The organism is Nonomuraea sp. NPDC048882 (assembly GCF_040649755.1).
GTDB classification, from domain to species: domain Bacteria; phylum Actinomycetota; class Actinomycetes; order Streptosporangiales; family Streptosporangiaceae; genus Nonomuraea; species Nonomuraea maheshkhaliensis.
The window spans coordinates 123,680-141,883 of record NZ_JBEZGB010000001.1; the positions used below are offsets into that span (position 1 = coordinate 123,680).

The 18,204-nt window shown below is 71.3% G+C and carries 15 protein-coding genes; 7 read left to right on the forward strand and 8 right to left on the reverse strand.

The window, feature by feature from the left end; all coding sequences use genetic code 11:
* Nucleotides 1-11 precede the first annotated feature (11 nt).
* Nucleotides 12-638: a glyoxalase gene (locus AB0C27_RS00560; protein ID WP_357835569.1), complete on the forward strand. Its 627-nt coding sequence runs from the start codon at nt 12-14 to the stop codon at nt 636-638.
* A gap of 109 nt (nt 639-747) precedes the next feature.
* Complete coding sequence (locus tag AB0C27_RS00565; protein ID WP_357835573.1) at nt 748-3,117, forward strand: FdhF/YdeP family oxidoreductase; 2,370 nt, start codon at nt 748-750, stop codon at nt 3,115-3,117.
* A 40-nt stretch (nt 3,118-3,157) separates the two neighbouring features.
* Here the strand turns inward: AB0C27_RS00565 and AB0C27_RS00570 are convergent, their stop codons facing one another.
* From AB0C27_RS00570 to AB0C27_RS00580, 3 genes are all read right to left on the reverse strand, one after another.
* Nucleotides 3,158-4,369 carry a cytochrome d ubiquinol oxidase subunit II gene (locus AB0C27_RS00570; protein WP_357835576.1) on the reverse strand — a complete coding sequence of 404 codons (1,212 nt, stop codon included), beginning with the start codon at nt 4,367-4,369 and terminating at the stop codon, nt 3,158-3,160.
* Complete coding sequence (locus AB0C27_RS00575) at nt 4,362-5,705, reverse strand: cytochrome ubiquinol oxidase subunit I (RefSeq protein WP_357835579.1); 1,344 nt, start codon at nt 5,703-5,705, stop codon at nt 4,362-4,364. Before AB0C27_RS00575 ends, AB0C27_RS00570 begins: the two co-directional genes overlap by 8 nt.
* 130 nt (nt 5,706-5,835) lie before the next feature.
* Nucleotides 5,836-6,678, reverse strand: coding sequence for an SAM-dependent methyltransferase (locus AB0C27_RS00580; RefSeq protein WP_357835582.1), 843 nt, complete (start codon nt 6,676-6,678; stop codon nt 5,836-5,838).
* 349 nt (nt 6,679-7,027) lie between these two features.
* Here AB0C27_RS00580 and AB0C27_RS00585 point away from each other — a divergent pair, with 349 nt between their 5' ends.
* Both AB0C27_RS00585 and AB0C27_RS00590 read left to right on the forward strand, forming a co-directional pair.
* Nucleotides 7,028-7,234 carry a cold-shock protein gene (locus AB0C27_RS00585; RefSeq protein WP_106245888.1) on the forward strand — a complete coding sequence of 69 codons (207 nt, stop codon included), beginning with the start codon at nt 7,028-7,030 and terminating at the stop codon, nt 7,232-7,234.
* Between the two features lie 231 nt (nt 7,235-7,465).
* A complete protein-coding gene (locus AB0C27_RS00590) occupies nt 7,466-7,696 on the forward strand; it encodes a hypothetical protein (protein ID WP_357835587.1) in 231 nt (76 codons plus the stop codon).
* A 202-nt stretch (nt 7,697-7,898) separates the two neighbouring features.
* On the opposite strand, the gene AB0C27_RS00595 is transcribed toward AB0C27_RS00590, so the two are convergent.
* Both AB0C27_RS00595 and AB0C27_RS00600 read right to left on the reverse strand, forming a co-directional pair.
* Entirely contained in the window at nt 7,899-9,338 is a 1,440-nt protein-coding gene (locus tag AB0C27_RS00595) for an N-acetylmuramoyl-L-alanine amidase (RefSeq protein ID WP_357835590.1), read from the reverse strand.
* Between the two features lie 174 nt (nt 9,339-9,512).
* The gene (locus AB0C27_RS00600) at nt 9,513-10,490 is read right to left on the reverse strand and encodes a M23 family metallopeptidase (RefSeq protein WP_357835593.1); all 978 of its coding nucleotides are present in this window, start codon (nt 10,488-10,490) and stop codon (nt 9,513-9,515) included.
* 232 nt (nt 10,491-10,722) lie between these two features.
* Between AB0C27_RS00600 and AB0C27_RS00605 the strand changes: the two genes are divergently transcribed.
* Both AB0C27_RS00605 and AB0C27_RS00610 read left to right on the forward strand, forming a co-directional pair.
* On the forward strand, nt 10,723-13,638 hold the full coding sequence (locus AB0C27_RS00605; RefSeq protein WP_357835596.1) for a BTAD domain-containing putative transcriptional regulator: 2,916 nt from the start codon (nt 10,723-10,725) through the stop codon (nt 13,636-13,638).
* 235 nt (nt 13,639-13,873) lie between these two features.
* Nucleotides 13,874-14,251 (forward strand): STAS domain-containing protein, encoded by a 378-nt coding sequence (locus AB0C27_RS00610; RefSeq protein ID WP_357835599.1) that lies wholly within the window; start codon nt 13,874-13,876, stop codon nt 14,249-14,251.
* 134 nt (nt 14,252-14,385) lie between these two features.
* Here the strand turns inward: AB0C27_RS00610 and AB0C27_RS00615 are convergent, their stop codons facing one another.
* Complete coding sequence (locus AB0C27_RS00615; protein ID WP_357835602.1) at nt 14,386-14,754, reverse strand: hypothetical protein; 369 nt, start codon at nt 14,752-14,754, stop codon at nt 14,386-14,388.
* A 364-nt stretch (nt 14,755-15,118) separates the two neighbouring features.
* The gene (locus AB0C27_RS00620; protein WP_357835605.1) at nt 15,119-16,129 is read right to left on the reverse strand and encodes a LacI family DNA-binding transcriptional regulator; all 1,011 of its coding nucleotides are present in this window, start codon (nt 16,127-16,129) and stop codon (nt 15,119-15,121) included.
* Nucleotides 16,130-16,248: 119 nt separating this feature from the next.
* Between AB0C27_RS00620 and AB0C27_RS00625 the strand changes: the two genes are divergently transcribed.
* On the forward strand, nt 16,249-17,202 hold the full coding sequence (locus AB0C27_RS00625) for a DUF3500 domain-containing protein (protein WP_357835608.1): 954 nt from the start codon (nt 16,249-16,251) through the stop codon (nt 17,200-17,202).
* On the opposite strand, the gene AB0C27_RS00630 is transcribed toward AB0C27_RS00625, so the two are convergent.
* Nucleotides 17,184-18,041 (reverse strand): DUF817 domain-containing protein, encoded by an 858-nt coding sequence (locus tag AB0C27_RS00630; protein ID WP_357835611.1) that lies wholly within the window; start codon nt 18,039-18,041, stop codon nt 17,184-17,186. The genes AB0C27_RS00625 and AB0C27_RS00630 overlap by 19 nt on opposite strands.
* Between the last annotated feature and the right edge of the window lie 163 nt (nt 18,042-18,204).

Consider the following 18,204-nt stretch of genomic DNA (forward strand, 5'->3'; position numbering starts at 1 on the left):
AAGGACCAATCATGACCACCATGTTCGCCTCCGTCACCCTGGAGACCCCCGACCCCGCGGCCGCGGACGCCTTCTACGCGGCGTTCGGCCTGAGCCCGTACGTGAGCGTGCGCGCGTCGGACGCGCCGGCGGCCGGGTTCCGCGGATTCGCGCTGTCCCTCGTGGTCTCCCAGCCGGGAGACGTGGACGCCCTGGTCGGCGTCGCGCTCGACGCCGGCGCGACGACGCTGAAGCCGGCCACGAAGGGGTTCTGGGGGTACGGCGCCGTCGTCCGCGCCCCCGACGGCACGATCTGCAAGATCGCCACCTCGAAGAAGAAGGACTCCGGGCCCGTCACCCGGCGCATCGACCAGGTCGCGCTGCTGCTGGGCGTGGCGGACGTCAAGGCCAGCAAGCGCTTCTACGTCGATCGCGGCCTGGCCGTGGCCAGGAGCTTCGGCGGCAAGTACGTCGAGTTCGACACCCCGTCCTCGGCCGTCACGCTGGCGCTCTACCCGCGCCGCGCGCTCGCCAAGGACACCGGCATGCCCCAGGAGGAGGGCACCGGCTCGCACGGGATCGTGATGGGCGGAGCCGCCGGTCCCTTCACCGACCCCGACGGTTTCGTCTGGGAAGCGGAGACGGAGTACGCCCTCTGACGTGCGGTGATGTCTTCCGGGCTCGCCAGTGGGTAGGTGACCACGCGTTAGCGCGCTCCCCCCGCAGGCAGGGCCGGACGCCGTGCCCGCCGATCGGAGGGAACTTGAGATGACATCACCGGCTGACGGGCGGCCCGACGCCGAGCGGCGGATGCTGGGCGGGGCGCCGGGTGAGCCCGCGCTCGGGCGCGGGCCCGCCCCCGACGGCTACTCGCGCCACGACTACCACCATCCGGCCGCCGGCTGGGGTGCGTCGCGCAGCGTGGCGCACGTGTTGCGGCGCGCGGGCGAGCCCGTGGAGGGCCTGCGCGCCATGCTCGTGATGAACCACGAGGACGGCGGGTTCGACTGTCCCGGCTGCGCGTGGCCGGACGACCCGAGCGGGCTGCGGCTGGACATCTGCGAGAACGGCATCAAGCACGCGACCTGGGAGCTGGCGCCGGCCAACGCCGATCGTGACTTCTTCGCCGCCCACACCGTCGCCGAGCTGTCCCAATGGAACGACCACGACCTGGAGGCCGTGGGGCGGCTGGCCGAGCCGATGTCGTACGACCCCGGCAGCGACACGTACCGGCCCATCTCGTGGGAGGACGCGTTCGCCCTGGTCGGCGAGGCGTTGCGCGGGCTGGACAGCCCGCATCGGGCCGCGTTCTACACCTCGGGGCGGCTCGGCAACGAGGCGACCTTCCTCTACCAGCTCTGGGTCCGCGAGTACGGCACGAACAACCTGCCGGACTGCTCGAACATGTGCCACGAGGCGAGCGGCCGGGCGCTGACTGCGGCGATCGGCACCGGCAAGGGCACGGTCGACCTCAACGACTGGGAGCAGGCCGACGCGATCTGGCTGATGGGCGACAACGCCGCGACGAACGCGCCGCGGATGCTGACGTGGCTGGCCGAGGCCGACCGGCGCGGCGCGCAACTCATTCACGTCAATCCGCTGATCGAGGCGGCGTCGCGGCGGACGATCGTGCCGCACGAGTTCATCGACATGGCGACCTTCCGTACGACCAGGACCGGCACGATGAACGTCCAGGTGCGCATCGGCGGCGACCTGGCCCTGATGCGCGGTGTCGCCAAGGCCGTGCTGGAGCGGGCGGAGCAGTCACCCGAGGTCCTCGACCGCGACTTCATCGCCCGCTACACGCACGGCTTCGAGGAGTACCGCGCGGCCGTGGCCGCCACCCCCTGGGCGGACCTGGTCAGCGGGTCGGGCGTGGAGGAGCAGGCGATCCGCCGGCTGGCCGACTCCTATCTGTCGTCGGAACGGGTGATCATCGCCTGGTGCCTGGGCCTGACGCAGCACGAGCACGGCGTGGACACCATCAGGGAGATCGTCAACGTGCTGATGCTGCGGGGCAACCTCGGCCGCGAGGGGGCCGGGCCGTGCCCCGTCCGCGGGCACAGCAACGTGCAGGGCAACCGCACCTGCGGCGTCGACAACCGTCCCGGCGCGGCGTTCCTCGACCGGCTGGCGGAGGTCTGCGGGATCGATCCGCCGCGCGAGCCCGGTCTGGGCACCGTGGGCACGATCGAGGCGATGCGCCGGGGCGAGGTGAAGGTGTTCGTCGCGCTCGGCGGCAACTTCGCGCTGGCCACGCCCGACCAGGCGTACACGTTCGAGGCGCTGCGCGCGTGCGACCTGACGGTGCAGGTGAGCACCAAGCTCAACCGCAGTCACCTCGTGCACGGGCGGCGCGCGCTCATCCTGCCCTGCCTGGCCAGGACCGACGAGGACCACCAGGCCGGCGGGGTGCAGGGTGTCACGGTCGAGGACTCGATGTCGATGGTGCACATCTCGTACGGGATGAAGCCCCCGGCCTCGCCGCACCTGCGCTCCGAGTGCGCGATCATCGCGGGCATGGCCAAGGCGACGCTGCCGGGCAGCCGGACGCCGTGGCAGGACTACGTGGACGACTACGACCGGATCAGGGACACGATGGCCCGGGTGCTGGACGGGTTCGAGGACTTCAACGCGCGCGCCCGCCATCCGCACGGCTTCCGCATCCGGCAACTGGCCCGCGAGCGGGTCTTCCTGACACCGTCGGGACGGGCCGAGTTCGCGTGCCCGCCGCTGCCCGGCGACACCGATCCCGGCGAGGGGCGGCTGCTGCTGACCACGGTGCGCTCACACGACCAGTTCAACACCACCATCTACTCCAACGACGACCGCTACCGGGGCGTCAAGGGGCTGCGCACGATCGTGTTCATGAACGAAGGCGACATGCGCGAGCGCGGGCTCGGGGAGTTCGACCTGGTCGACATCACCAGCTTCTCCAAGGACGGATCGCGGCGGACGGTGCACGGCTACCGGGCCGTCCGCTACGAGATCCCGCCGGGGTGCGCCGCGGGGTACATGCCGGAGCTCAACGTGCTGTGCGGGATCGCCGACGTCAGTACGCAGAGCGCGCAGCCCGTCACGAAACACCTGGTCGTGGAGGTGACGCCCGCGCGCGAGGCCCCGGCACCGGCCGTCTGACGGCGGCGTTCCAGCTCGGGGCGGCGTGTCGCCGCCCCTGTCAGGGCTCCGCCGCTGCGAGGGTGAACGTGGCCACGGCGCAGGCGACCAGCAGGATCACGCCGACGGCGAGGACCCAGCCGGGACCGGCCAGGACGGTCATGGCCACGCCCAGGACCAGCGTGACCCCGGCGAACGCCGCGTGCCGGCGGCGCGGGACCACACCGGCGGCGGACCGTCCGGCGGGCTCGGCGGCGGTGGGGGCGGTGGGGGCGGCGCCGTGGTCGAGGTCGCCGCGCAGGAAGAGCCGGAACAGCAGGAAAAGCGCCGGAAACAACACGACCACCCCGATCACGGCCGTGACGACCACGGCCGTCAGGGTCGAGTGCCCGGCCGCGGCCTGGTCGAGCGTGAGCCCGCGCAGCACGTACGGCCGCTGCGCCAGAGCCCACCCGGCGACCATGGCCGCGACGGCGAGCGCCGCCGAGGCGCGGGCAGGGCCGAAGCGGTGCCGCCAGACCAGCGCCAGGGTGGCCAGGCCCGCCAGGCCGGAGACGGCGACCATCACCGCGCCTCCGTCGCTGGTCAGCCCGGCGGACAGCGCGGGCGCGTCGTACCGGACAACGATGAGCCCGGCCAGGGCGATCGCGCCCGCGCAGCCGCCCGCGACGAGGGCGCGGTCACGGAAGGCGAGCTCCAGCGACTTGGACCCCAGCCGGTCGGCGTCGGCGGCCAGGTAGACGGCCGACAGGTAGGCGCCGGCGGCGACGGCGAGCGCGCCGATGAGCACCGAGGTGGGGTTCAGCCAGCTGGTGACCAGGTCTCCCGCGGCGTTGCCGACGGGGACGCGCCCCGAGGCGATCCCGCCCGCGACCGTGCCCAGCGCGAACGGCGTCAGGATCGAGGAGAGGGCGAACAGGTACTCGACCGGCCGCTCGCCGGGAGCGCCTTCGAGCTGGCCGCGCAGCGCGTAGGAGGCGCCGCGCAGGATGATCCCGACGGCCGCGATGAACAGCGGCACCGCCAGCGTGGACATGATCGAGCCGAACGCGACCGGGTACGCCGTCCAGCACACGACCAGCACGAAGACCAGCCACACGTGGTTGGCCTCCCAGACGGGCCCCATCGCGTGCCGCGCGTAGTGTCGCAGGTCGTCGCCGCTCCCCCGTCCGCCGGCCAGCAGCGTCCACAGGCCCGCGCCGAAGTCCGCGCCGGCCAGCACGGTGTAGGCGGCGAGTCCGGCGAGGATGAGCAGCATCGGGATCTCAGTCATGGTGCTCCTCCAGCGGCACACGGCTGAACCGGTGCAGCAGCCACCAGACCCCGCCAGCGAGTCCCAGGTAGACGACGATCAGTGTGCCGTAGCCGATGGGGATGCCGGACGCGCCGGTCACCGCCTGGCCGGTGCGCATCACCCCGTACACGACCCAGGGTTGCCGCCCGACCTCCGTGGTGACCCAGCCGGCGAGGAGGGCGACGACCGACAGGGGCCCGGCCGCGACGACCGCGCGGTAGAACCAGGGCGAGCGGGGCAGCCGTTTGTGGCGCAGCCGTACGTAGAGGAAGACCGCGCCGAGCAGGGCCAGCAGCGTGCCGATGCCGATCATGCTCTGGAAGGCGATCCGGACCACGTTGACCGGCGGGAGGTCCTGCGCCGGCACCGTGTTCAGGCCGATGACCGTCGCGTCGGGGTCGTGGAAGGCGAGCAGGGACAGCAGCCGCGGGATCTCGATGCCGTAGACGACCTCGGAGCCGTTGTACCAGCCCAGCAGGTGCTCGGACGCGCCGCGCGTGGTCCGTCCGAGTCCTTCGAGCGCGGCCAGCTTCACCGGCTGGTGCCGGGCGATCTCGCGCGCGGCCCAGTCGCCGATGACGATCTGCAGCGGCGCGGCGACCGCCGCGGCCGACAGCGCGACCGTCAGGGCCGTGCGGTGGTAGCGGCTCCAGCGGCCGCGCAGGAAGCCCCACGCGTACGGGACGGCGATGAGGAAGCCGGCGACGATGTACCCGGCGAAGTACATGTGCACGAACTCGTGCCAGAAGAACTCGTTGGCGAACAGCGCCGCCCACGGGCGCGCCTCGACGGCCCGGCCGTCCCTCAGCACGAAGCCGCCTGGATGGTTCATCCAGCCGTTGACGGAGATCACGAACCACGACCCCGTGATTCCGGCGGCCACCACCGGGATGCCCATGAGGAAGTGCGTACGCGGACGCAGCCGGTCCCAGCCGTAGACGTAGATCGCGATGAAGATGGCCTCGATGAAGAACGAGAAGCCCTCCATGGTGAAGCCGAGGCCGAAGACGTTGCCGAAGCTCGCCATGAAGCCCGGCCACAGCAGCCCCAACTCGAAGCTGAGGATCGTGCCCGTCACGACGCCGATGGCGAACAGCGCCAGCATCACCTTCGACCAGCGCCGGGCCAGCGTGCGGTAGAGCTCGTCGCCGGTCCGCAGCCAGCGCCACTCGCAGAACAGCACCATCGCCGGGAAGGCGATGCCGAAGCACACCAGCGGGATGTGCACGACGAACGAAAGCGCCTGCATCTGCCGCGCCTCGAACAGGTACTCCTGGTCCACTGCCGCGAACGCGCCCGCGACGGCCGTGATCATCCGCATTCCCCCTCGCTGTGTGCCTGGCCGGCACGCGGGGGAGGTCAGAGCTGCGTACGGCCCCGTTTCCGCAGGTTACGCCGCAGGTAGGGGTGAGAGGGCGTTCTCGCGTGGTGTGTCGCGGTTCCGCTCAGCCGGACTGCGGGGCTTCGAGCGGGACGCGGCCCACGCCGCCCAGGATGCCGCCCTTGTCCAGGCCGGGGACGACGATCGGGTCGTCGTTGCGCCAGTCCTGGACCGGCACGAGGCCGGGTTCGAGCAGCTCCAGCCCGTCGAAGTAGGAGCGCACCATGGCGCGGTCGCGCCAGTGCAGCACGCCGGAGGTCGTGCGCCGGTAGACCTCCTCGGTGCCGGCCTTGCGCTCGCCGGAACTCTGCCCCTCCTCCACGTACGCGTGCGAGATGATCAGATGGCTGCCCGGCACCAGCGGCTCGCGCAGCGTCCTGACGATGCCGGCCACCTCGTCGTCGTCGGAGAGGTAGTGGAACAGCGCGACGGCCAGAACCGCCACCGGCTCGTTGAAGTCGAGGTGGCGGGCGGCGGCGTCGAGCAGGCCCTTGGGGTCGTGCGCGTCGCCTTCGACGATCACCGTGTGGGGGTCGCCGGTCAGCAGCGCACGGGCGTGGACCAGCACGACCGGGTCGTTGTCGGAGTAGACGACCTTGGCGTCGGGGATGATCCGGTGGGCGACCTGGTGCACGTTGTCCTGGGTGGGCAGGCCGGTGCCGATGTCGAGGAACTGGCGCACGCCTGCCTTGGCGGCCGCCTCCACCGCGCGGACCAGGAAGCCGCGGTTCGCCCGCGCCATCTCCCGTACGTCGGCGCCGCCCTTGCTGCTCAACTGCAGGATGCGCTCGGCGGCTTCACGGTCGGCGGGGAAGTTGTCCTTGCCGCCCAGAAAGTAGTCGTACATCCGGGCGACGGTGGGGACGTTCGGGTCGATCTTCCCCGCGGGTCGCTCACTCTCGGTCACGCGTCACCCTTCTCTGCCTTATGACCGCATCTTAGGGGGAATCGCCGTTCTGTGATCGGATCTTTCGCGGTCTTCCTCCCGGTTTTCCCGCCGGCCCCCAGGCGTTCAGGACGGGACCACCGAGACGGGCGCGACGCGATGGGCCGCTTCGGCGGAAGGCGGTGTCACACCTGTGATAGAGTTCTACGTGTTGCAGTTATGGCACCCATAGTGACTTTGCGCGCCTGACAGATGTGATCTGCAGGCGCGTTTTTCGTTTACCGGTCTTCTCCGGATGGGCTCATCGCGGCGACACGAGATCCGCGCGGTGCGGATTCTCTCGTTCCTGCAATTTCTGAAGGAGATCGACATGGCTACTGGAACCGTGAAGTGGTTCAACTCCGAAAAGGGCTTCGGCTTCATCGCGCAGGACGGCGGCGGCGCCGACGTCTTCGCGCACTACTCCAACATCGTCTCGAACGGTGGCTACCGCGAGCTGACCGAGGGTCAGAAGGTGTCGTTCGACGTCGTGCAGGGTCAGAAGGGCCCGCAGGCGGAGAACATCGTAGCCGCCTGATCGGGCGAGCAGCATGAGGGCGGGCCCGCTCCCTTCGGGGGGCGGGCCCGTTCTCGTACCTCAGCGGGACGTTCTCGTTCCTCCAGCGGGCCGCTCCAGGGGCCCGGCGGGCAACCGAAAGGTCTGCTTACCGGCACTTCTCGGCCGGCTCCGCCGGGCCAAGGTATGAATTCCACCAGTATCTGATGGTTTCGGTCGCTTTATCTCCCGGTAAGGACCATAATCAAGCCAATGAGGCCCTATCAAGCCGCCACCCGGCGCCAGCTGCCTACCAGCCCCTTCAAAGTCCCCGACGTACCCCCGCCGCCGCTGGAGCAATTCGTCACGGGCGACCGGGTGAGTCACGACAAATACGGCCTTGGCCGCGTGATCGCCGTGCACCAGGACGTCGCCGTGATCGTCGACTTCGGCTCGGAGACCTACCGGCTGACCGCACCGTACGCCAAGCTCGAGAAGCTGTAGTCACCGCGCGCGACCACTGAACGCCGTCGGCACCGCGCGATCCGCAGGCGCGGTGGCCAGCGCACCGCAGGCGACGGAGCCGGCGCAGGCGCGGTGATGCAGTGATGTCGTGGTGCAGTGATGTTCGTGATGCCGTGCGATTTGAGCTCCGAGCGAGCGAAAGGCGGGCACGGGCCGCAGCTCGCACCCGCCCCCAGTCGTCCTAGCCGCAGTGCTCGGACGGACTGTCGTAGACGTTCGTCCCGGCCTTACCGCCCCACTTGACGCACTGGCCGGCCGCCGAGGCGCGCACCGGGCCCGCGTAGTAGGCGAAGTTGCCGCTGTCGGTGACCCGAGCCTTGCCCTTGACCTCCAGGTACGCGCTGGTCGCGCTGGCCGTGCCGATCGAGGTCTTCTTGATCGTGGCCACGCAGTTGTAGCCGTTGGCCGTGTTGTAGAGCAGGTAGACCGTGCCGGCCGAGCCCAGGGCGGCCGAGTCGATCACCTTGTAGCCGCTGCCGCACACCGATTCCGGCGTGTGCGGGTTGGTGGGTCCGCCGCCGCCACCAGTGACGTACTGCATATACGTGTTCCAGTTCCAGTTGCCGCCCGGGTCCGTGTGGTCGGTGCCCGGGACCTGGCTGTGGCCGACGATGTGCGTACGGTCCTTGGGGATGCCGTACCGGTCGGCGATGTTGCGGGTCAGCGCGGCCGAGGAGCGGTACATCGCGTCGGTGAACCACGACGCGTCGTTCACGAAGCCCTCGTGCTCGATGCCGACCGAGCGCCGGTTGTAGTCGCCGGCGTGGAAGGCCCGGTCCTTCTCCCGCACCATCTGGGTGACGGCGCCGTCCGACGAGCGCACCACGTAGTGGGAGCTGACCTTCGCGGCCGGGTTCTGGAACCAGGAGATCGTCCCGGCGTAGGAGCCCTGCGCCACGTGGATGACGATCCGGTCGATCGTGTCGCTGGACGGGCGGCTGGACACCGCGTAGTTGGCGCTGTTGGCCGCCACCCACGCGGCCTGCGGGTAGTCGACCGCGGCGGCGGCGAGCGTGCTGGGGCCGTCCAGGTCCTTGGCCTTGGCGTACGCGCCGCGGTCGGGCTCGACGGTGCGCGGCTTGACCGTGACGCTCTCGCCGCCGGTCGTGGTGGCGCGCACGCCCTGCGCCATCAGGTCGTAGACGGTGTCGGCGTACAGGCGGGCCACGTCGGGGGAGGTGGCGCCGCCGTAGCGGGCGACGGCTCCGTACCAGCGGGCCGGGTCCTTGCGGGCGGCGGCGTCCAGCCCGGCCTCGTCGGCGTAGGCGCGCAGCACGGCGGCGCCGCCGGCGATGTTGGCGGCGTCGTCGCTCTTGAGCGCGGAGACGGGCCGCTCGGTGAGCTTGGCCGCGCTCTCCAGCGTGCGGGAGGTGACGAGGTGCATCACGCCGTAGCCGCCGCTGGCGCTGGGCTCGCCGGCATGTCCGTCTAAATGGGTCTCGGCGTAGGCGAGGGAGACCAGCAGGTCACGCGGCACCTCGTACGTGGCCGCCGCCTTGGCGAACGCCCCTGTCACGGGCTCCGCGGCGGACGTGGCCGCGGCGGGATGGCCGATCAGCAGCGAGGCGGGGATCAGCGCGCCGGTCAGCAGCACGGCTGAGCGGCGCAGTCGGGCTCGCACAGTGTTCTCTCCTCAGGAAGGAAGGGGGTGTCGTTCGGGAACGCCGGTGCGGGGGGCGCGCCGGCGCGTTTCGATCCGACGCTCCGCACCCGGGCGCGGAGTACGCGCGGGCGCGGCGCGCTGTCAATCGCAGTGCGGTGTCAGTCGCAGTGCGGTGTCAGTCGCAGTGCGGTGTCAGTCGCAGTGCTCGAACGCGCTGGTGTACGTGCTCGACCCGGCCTTGCCGCCCCACTTGACGCACGTGCCGGACGCGGAGGCCCGCACCGGCCCCGCGTAGTAGCCGAAGTTGCCGCTGTCGGTGACCCGGGTCTTACCCTTGACCTCCAGGAACGCGCTGGTCGCGGTGTTCTTGCCGAGCGAGGTCTTCTTGATCGTGGCCACGCAGTTGTTGCCGTTGCCCGCGTTGTAGAGCAGGTAGGCGGTGCCGGCTGAGCCCAGGGCGGCGGAGTCGATCACCTTGTAGCCGCTGCCGCACACGGACGCCGCGGTGTGCGGGTTGGTGCCGCCGCCACCGCCGCAGCTGTTCTTCGAGGTCAGCGTCTGGTTCGGGTAGCCGAACGTGACGCCGTTGAAGACGGCCTTGCGGATGTTGGCCGGGTAGCTGGCGCCGTTGCGGATCTCGAAGTGCAGGTGCGGGCTGATGTTGTTGCCCGGCTTGCTGGTGTTGCCGAGCGTGCCGAGCTTCTGGCCCTGGCGGACCTGGGTGCCGGCGCTGACGGAGCGCGCGTTCAGGTGCGCGTAGTACGACGTCCAGCCGCCCCCGTGGTCGAGCTTGACCAGGTTGCCGTAGCCGTTCGTGGAGCCCTGGTGGGCGGAGATGACCACGGTGCCTGCCGCGGCGGCCACGACGGTGTCGCCGAGGTCGGCGTTGGCGGTGCTGCCGCGGTTGAAGTCGATCTCGTACGAGCGGTGCGCGCTGCTGCCGCTGGAGTTGCCGGTCCAGCTCTGGCCGCAGGGGAAGGGCAGCTGGAAACTGGGCGCGGCCAGGGTGGAGACGTCGGGCACGTCCACCTGGTCCTGCGGGTTGTTCTGGTCCTGCCCCGGGCCCGTGGTCGGCGTAGCGGTCGTGGTCGCGCTCGGCGTTGGAGCGGGCGTCGGGGCGGCGGTGGCGGCCTGTCCGGCCATGAGCCCGCACGTTAAGACGAACCCCACCGTAAGCACCCTGCTGGCTCTCATAAGGATCCTTTCCGTACGGCTCCGGCGACGAGGCCGGCCCGGAGCCGAGCATGATCAAATGGATCTCAGGACGTGCGCTTGCTGGGGGTCAAGATTGCGAGTACGGCATACAGAGAACATCCAAAATCGGTATAAAGACGAAGCCAGCCCGAACGAACAACCCGGCAATGGTTGCAATACCTCCAGCTGAGGAGTAGGTGCGGTCATAGTGGTTGATCAGCCAACCTTCGCGGTCCTGGGCCCGTTACAGGTCAGGGCCGCGGACCAGAGCGTGCGCATCGCGGGCACCAAGCCGCGGCTGCTGCTCGCCACGCTGCTGCTCGACGCGAACCAGGTGGTCGCCTCCGACGCCCTGATCGAAGTGCTGTGGACCGGCAACCCGCCCTCGTCCGCCACGGCCAACCTGCGCACGTACGTCAGCTCCTTACGCGGCGTCCTCGGCGCGGTGGAGGCGCGCATCGCCGCCCATCCGTCCGGTTACGCCATCGAGGTGGAGGCGGAACGGCTGGACCTGCTGCTGTTCGAGGACCTGGTGGCCAGGGCGCGGGCGAGCGCGCGTACCGAGGAGGCGGCCGCCCGGCTGCGCCGGGCGCTCGCGCTGTGGCGCGGCACCCCGCTCGGCGACCTGCCCGCCAGCCCCGTGTGGGACGCGCGGCTGCGCTCGCTCACCCAGGCCAGGCTGGCCGCGGCCGAGGAGCTGATCGCGGTCAAGCTCGCCGCCGGCGAGCACACCTCCGCCGTCGAGGACCTGCGCGAGCTGATCGGCGAGCACCCCTACCGCGAGGACCTCTGGCAGCGGCTCATCCTGGCCCTGCACCACACCGGCAGGCGAGCCGAGGCGCTGCACGCCTACACCGCCGTCAGACGGCAGCTCATCGAGGATCTCGGCGTCGAACCCGGCCAGGACCTGCGCGAGGCGCACGCCCTCGTCCTGGCCGGAGAGCGCGTCCTGGCCGGAGAGCGCGTCCTGGCCGGAGAGTCCATGCTCGCCTCCATGCCCGTGCCCGTAGCCGTGCCCGCGTCCGTCGCGGGCCCTCCCCCGCCCTACCAGTTGCCTGCCGACATCCCCGACTTCACCGGCCGGGCCGCGGCCGTCGCCGCCCTGACCAGATCGCTGTCCGCCCAGGAGCTCGCGCCCGAGGGGCCGCCGTCGATCGCCATGGTCGTCGGGCCGCCCGGGGTCGGCAAGACCGCGCTGGCCGTGCACTGCGCCCACGCCGTACGGGGCGGCTACCCGGCCGGGCAACTGCACCTGTGTCTCGGCGGCACCGACGCGACCCCCGCCGACCCGGCGGAGCTGCTGGCCGAGGCGCTGCGCGCGCTGGGCGTCGGCGACGCCGCGCTGCCGCCCACCGTGCACGAACGCTCCGCGCTCTACCGCTCCTTGCTGGCCGAGCGGCCGATGCTCGTCTTCCTCGACGACGCGGCCGACGCCGCCCAGGTCCGCGCCCTGCTGCCCGGCAACGGCTGCGCCGTCCTGGTCACGAGCCGCCGCCGGATCACCGAGCTGCCCGGCACGCGGCTGCTGGAGCTGGACGTCCTGCCGCCCGAGGAGGCCGAGGAGCTGCTCGGGCGCATCGTCGGCCCGTCGCGGCTGGCCGCAGAACGGCAGGCGGCCCTGGCCATCCTCGACTCCTGCGGCCACCTGCCCCTGGCCGTCCGGGTCGCCGGCGCCCGCCTGGCCGGCCGTCCCGGCTGGCCGCTCAGCGTGCTCCAGCAGCGCCTGGCCGACGAGTCCAGCAGGCTCGACGAGCTGCGCGCGGGCGACCTGGAGGTACGCGGCTCCTTCGAACGCAGCACCCGCCGCCTGACCAGCGAGGCGGCCACCACCTTCCGCGCGCTCGGCCTGCTCGGCCCCGCCTCCGTGCCGGGCTGGGTGGCCGACGCCGTGCTCGGCCGGCACCGCAGCGAGGCCGTCGTGGACTCCCTCGTGGACGCCAACCTCGTCCGCCTGGACGGCACCGACGCCCTCGGCCAGCCCCGCTACCGGCTGTACGACCTGATGCGCTGCCAGGCCAGGCAGCAGAGCGGCGGCGAGGCGGAGCGGCAGGCGCTCGCCCGCGTGCTCGGCGGCTGGACCAGCGCCACCGGTCACGCCACGGCCCGCCTGCCCACCACCCTGTTCAGCCTGACCCCCGAGGAGCCGGCCCCCTGGAGCCTGCCGGACGAGACTCTGGCCCGGCTGACCTCCGACCCGCTGTCGTGGTTCGAGGCCGAGCGCCAGTCGCTGGTGGAGGCCGTGCAACTGGCCGCCGGGACCGGGCTGGCCACCTCCGCGTGGGGGCTGGCCGCCGCCCTCGTCCCCTACTTCGACCTGCACTGCCGCTTCGAGGAGTGGCAGCTCACGCACCGGCTGGCGCTCGACAGCGCCCGCGCGGCCGGCGACCGCCGCGGCGAGGCCGCCATGCTCCGCGGTCTCGGCCAGGTCTGCCTCTACCAGGACCGCTACGCCGAGGCCTGCGACATGCTCCAGCGCGCCCGGACGATCTTCCGCGAGCTGGGGGACGTACGCGGCGAGGCGATCTCGATCTGCGGGCTGGGCGCGGCCAGCCAGTTCTCCGGCGAGCACCTGCGGGCGCTCGGGTCCTTCCGGCACGCCCTGGCCATGTTCCTGGCCGTCGGCGACCGCAGCGGCGAGGCGTACGCGCGGCAGGCGATCGGGCGCATCTACCTGTCGCTGCAGGACCTGCGCCAGGCGTCCAGGTGGCTGTCCGAGGCGCTGCGGCTGGCCAGGGAGCTCGGCGACGCCCACCGCGAGGGCTGCGTCTCGATGCACCTGGGCCGGCTGCACGACCTGAAGGCCGACGCCGACGAGGCGATGCGCTGCCAAGGGCGGGCCCTGGACATCTTCGAGACGCTCGGCGACCGGCACTGCGGGGCGTACGCGATGCAGAGCCTGGGCGGCCTCCAGGTGGCCAGGGGCGAGCGGTCCGACGGCTCCGACCGCCTGCGGGCCTCGCTGGCGGTCTTCCAGCAGCTCGGCGACCGCAGCGGGGAGGCGGCCTCGTTCCAGACGCTCGGCGAGCTGTACCGCTCGGCCGGGCGGACCGCGCTGGCCTCCAACTACCTGCACCGGGCCGTCGAGCTGCGCCAGGAGCTGCGCGAGGGCGCCGGTCTGCGATGACGGCGCCCGGGGTCGCGTACGGCGCCGGCGCGAAGGCGGCGTGCTATGCCGGCGCGGAGCCGGCGTGCGATGCCGACGGGCGGTGGCGCCTGCCGGAGGGCCACCGGAAGCCGACGGGAGGTTACGTCAGGATCGTCCTCACGGCTCTGTACGCTGCCCCTCCGTCTCGCTACCGTAGGGATCGACAGCGGCCGGTCAGGCCGCTTCCGGCTCCTCATCTCAGGGGAGGGTGCACGTGCGGGAATTGACGTTCGCCACACAGAGACTGCCCGGGGTGAGCGTGATCTCCGTCGCGGGTGAGATCGACGCCATCACCGCCGGTCAGCTCGACCGCTACCTTCAGGCGAGCCGGCGCGCGCCGCACGAACATCTGGTCATCGATCTCAGCGACGCGCAGGTGCTGGGCAGCGCCGGTCTCCGGGTCCTGCTCAACACGCACGCCTTCGCCCGCCAGCACGGCGGAAGCCTGCGGCTGGCCGCGCCGCATCCCAAGCTGGCCAGCATGATGCGGATCACCTGCGCGCACACCGTGCTGAGCGTCCACGACTCGGTCGAGCAGGCCGTCCTGGCCGCGCTGCAGTCCGGCGAGCCCGCCGCCGCCGCGCAGGTGTGAGCGGCTACAGGTCCCGTACGACACGTCCGGACGCGTCCGGCCGGGAACACGCCAGACCCGCCGTCCCGGGGCGGATGTCATCCCGGTCCGGCGGGTCAGCGCACTGGCGTGGCAGCGAGCGTCCCTGACGAAGGTCAGTCCAGCTCTTCCGGCCACCACCAGTTACCGTCGTCCCACTTGTCCGGCTTGACCTCGTCCTTGACCGGCACTTCCTTGACCGGCACTTCCTTGACCGGCTTCACCGTCTTCACCGGAGTCGGCTTGACCGCCTCGTGATGACGCTCGAAGTGGTGCCTCGGGTTGCGGTTGCGCGAGTGGTTGCGGTTGTCGACGATGACGTCGATCCGCGGCGGGCGGTAGTGCGGGTTGCGCAGGATCGGCTTCTCCCGCGGGACGTACCTCGGCCTGTAGACGGGCTTGCTCGGCGCCGGCGGGCCTCCGGCCTGGACCGTGGAGAAGCCGGCGTTCGCGCTGGCCACCCCCATGCCCAGAGGCAGAAGCATGGCGGTGGCGGCCGCACCTGTCAGAGCTAGCGCCGCGAACAGCCCATGGCGCGGCGCGCGCGATTGCGGAATTCTAGTATTCACGTGCTCTCGTTTCCGTTCATGGATATTTCGGCCAGAAGCCGGCGTCCGCTTAATTCGCGGGCGCCCAGACGGAAGCAGACGTACCCATGCAGATGTTCTCAGTTACCTCCTTAAACCCAAACAACCCGTCAAAGCCCACAGACCCCATTCGTTGCGAGCGTCCCGCAGCGCCACGAACCGCCACTCTTGTCGCCCAGCGCATCGCCACTCGGGCGGGCCTGTCGTGCGCGTCGTCAGGCCGGGTCAGGCCGGGTCGTGAGGCGTGAGGCGTGAGGCCGGGTCAGCCGCCGGTCGACTCGCGGGCGACCAGGGAGAACGGGCTGACGAACTCGCGCGGCGCCTGCCTGGCCTTGCCCTTCTCCGCCATCCGCTTGACCAGGAACCCGACGGCCGTGCCGGCCATGAGCGCGTGGTCGGGGTCGATCGACGACAGCGACGGCACGCTGTAGGCCCCTTCGGCGATGTTGTCGAAGCCGATGACCTTGACGTCGTGCGGCACCCGCAGCCCGCTGTCGGCCAGGCCGCGCAGCGCGCCGATCGCGACCGTGTCGGTCACGCAGAAGACGCCGTCGAACCCGGCCTCCGACCCGGCCAGGCGGCGCGCTGCCGCCGCCCCCTGCTCCATGGTCAGCTGCTCGATGGGGGCCACGAGCCGCGGGTCGAACGGGATGCCCGCCTCGTCGAGCGCCTCGCGGTAGCCGTCGTAACGCAGGCTGGAGACGTCGACCTCGCCCCGCTGCGGGCCGTCGATGAGCGCGACGCGGCGGCAGCCCCGCTCGACGAGGTGACGGGTCGCGGCCCTGGCGCCCGCGCTGTTGGGCATCGCCACGTGGTCCACGGGCCCGTCGAAGATGCGCTCCCCCAGGATCACCACGGGATGGTCGACCCTGAGCAGGTCGGTGTCGGCCGGGCCGAGCCCGACCGTGCTGAGGATGAGGCCGTCGTAGAGCCGGTTGCGGGACAGGGCGAGGGCGGCGAGCTCGCCCTCGCGTGAGGCGCCGGTCTGCTCGATGGCGACCCTGAGGTGGTGTCCTGCCGCCACCTTGATGATCTCGGCGGCGAGCTGACCGTAGTAGGGGCGGTCGATCTCGGGGACGGCCAGGCCGATCGTCCCGGTACGCCCGGTGCGCAGGTTGCGGGCCGCGACGTTGACCCGGTAGTCGAGCTCGTCGATGGCCCGCAGCACGCGCTCGCGCGTCTCGCTCTTGACGTGCGGGTGGTCGTTGATGACGTGGGAGACGGTCATGGGCGAGACTCCTGCGGCCTTCGCCACGTCCTGTATCGTCACCACGCCAGCATCCTTTCACGCCCCCGGAACCCGCCCGCCCCAGCGCCGCTCTGCCGTCATTTAGGCGCGAATATCGGCCTTTTTTGCAGTAAGTTGCGATTTGTGATGTTGCGAGAGCTTTCATGAGTGCCCACGACATCGAGGTGATGCGGCAGGCGGTGCTGCGCTTTCTCGGCTCGCTCGACCCGGAGCGAAAGGCCGCGGCGACGGCGGCGTTCGGCTCGCCCGAGCGTACCGAGTGGTTCTACCTGCCCGGCCCCCGTCCGGGGCTGCCGCTGGTCGAGATGACCTCGGCCCAGGAGGAGCTGGCCCTCGCCCTGCTGGAGATCGGCTGCGGCGCCGGCGGCGCGCGTACGGCCATGGGCGTGATCGAGCTCGAACGCGTCCGCCGCCGCCTGGTGACCGGCGTGGACGAGATCGACGGCGACCGCTACTGGTTCCGGGTGTTCGGCGATCCGGCCGGCCCGGCCCCGTGGATGTGGCGGATCAACGGCCACCACCTCGCCGTGCACGTCACGGTCGTCGGCGACGCGATCACGGTCACGCCGAGCTTCCTCGGCGCCGAGCCGGCCATGGTGCCGTCCGGGCCGCAGCGGGGCCTGCGGCTGCTCGCCGAGGAGGAGGAGCTGGGCCGGGCGCTGCTCGCCGACCTCGCGCCGCACCAGCGTTCGATCGCGATCACCAGCGCGGTCGCTCCCGACGACGTCCTGACCCGCAACGACCCCGCGGCCGACGCCGCCCTCATCCCCTCCGGGCTCCCGTACGCCGACATGCAGGACTCGTCGCGGGGCATGCTCGAACGGCTCGTCCGCCGCTACTTCGACCGCGCCCCCGGCTGGTACGGCGAGACCTGCTGGCAGGACGCGCTCGACGCCGGGCTCGACAAGGTGACCTTCGCCTGGATGGGTTCGGATCAGCGCGGTCAGGGCCACTACTACTGCGTGACCGGGCCGACGTTCCTGCTGGAGTACGACAACACGCAGGACGAGGCCAACCACGTCCACTCCGTATGGCGCGACCTGCGCCACGACTGGGGCGGCGACCTGCTGGCCCGGCACTACGCCGACCACCACTGACCACCGCTTCGGTCAGAAAGGCCGACCCGGCGCAGTGGCAGGGCCCAGCCGCGCGGCACGCCGGGGGCGGCGGCGGGCAGGTGCAGCCGCCCCCTGGCCGCCTGCCAGGAGGCGACGATCACGAACGTGACGCTGACCAGCAGCGCCCACGCCCCGAACTTGGCCGGATGCACCAGTTGCCAGGTCTCCCGCTGGTACGGGTACTGCCAGGCGCCGAGGTAGGTCGCCAGGTTCTCGGCCACCCACAGGAAGAACCCGATGAGCGTCAGCGCCAGCGCCAGCGGCATCTGGTAGCGGTGCGCGCCCACGGTGAAGTGCACCACCGTCCCCCAGGTCACCAGGACGAGCAGGACGGCCAGCGGCAGCCGCAGGTCGATCCACCAGTGCTGGCTGACGAAGTTCACGTAGATCGCCACCGCCACCAGAGTGACCGGCACGGTGCGGTAGGCCACCAGGCGCAGCGAGAAGATCCGCCAGGCCGCGCAGACGTAACTGCCCACCGCCGCGTAGAGGAACCCGCTGTAGAGCGGCACCCCGCCGAGCTTGGTGTAGGCCGGCTCCGGGTAGCTCCACGACCCGAGCCGTACCTTGATCAGCTCGAAGGCCAGCCCGACCAGGTGGAACCCGGCGATGACGGCCGTCTCACCGCTGCTCTCCCAGCGCAGCGCGCGCAGCGTCACGGTGACGGCCACGGCGTAGATCAGCAGCGCGTCGTAACGCGGAACGGGCAGCGGCACGACGGACGAGGCGGCCAGACCGGCGAACATGGCCACCGCGAACACGCACGACCTGGCCTCGGCCCAGGCGAACCGGAACAGCTGCGCGACGAAGAACCTCACGCCCATATCCGACCATCCGCACCCTGCGAGAATTGCTCGGGTTTCGGGGAGGTCCTGTGAAGAAACGGACTCCGGATCGCGCCCCGTAGGAAAGCCTGAAGAAATCCGTAAACGGCCTGCGCCATGCTGGAGCCCTCCACCTCGGAGAGACCTTCACCTCACA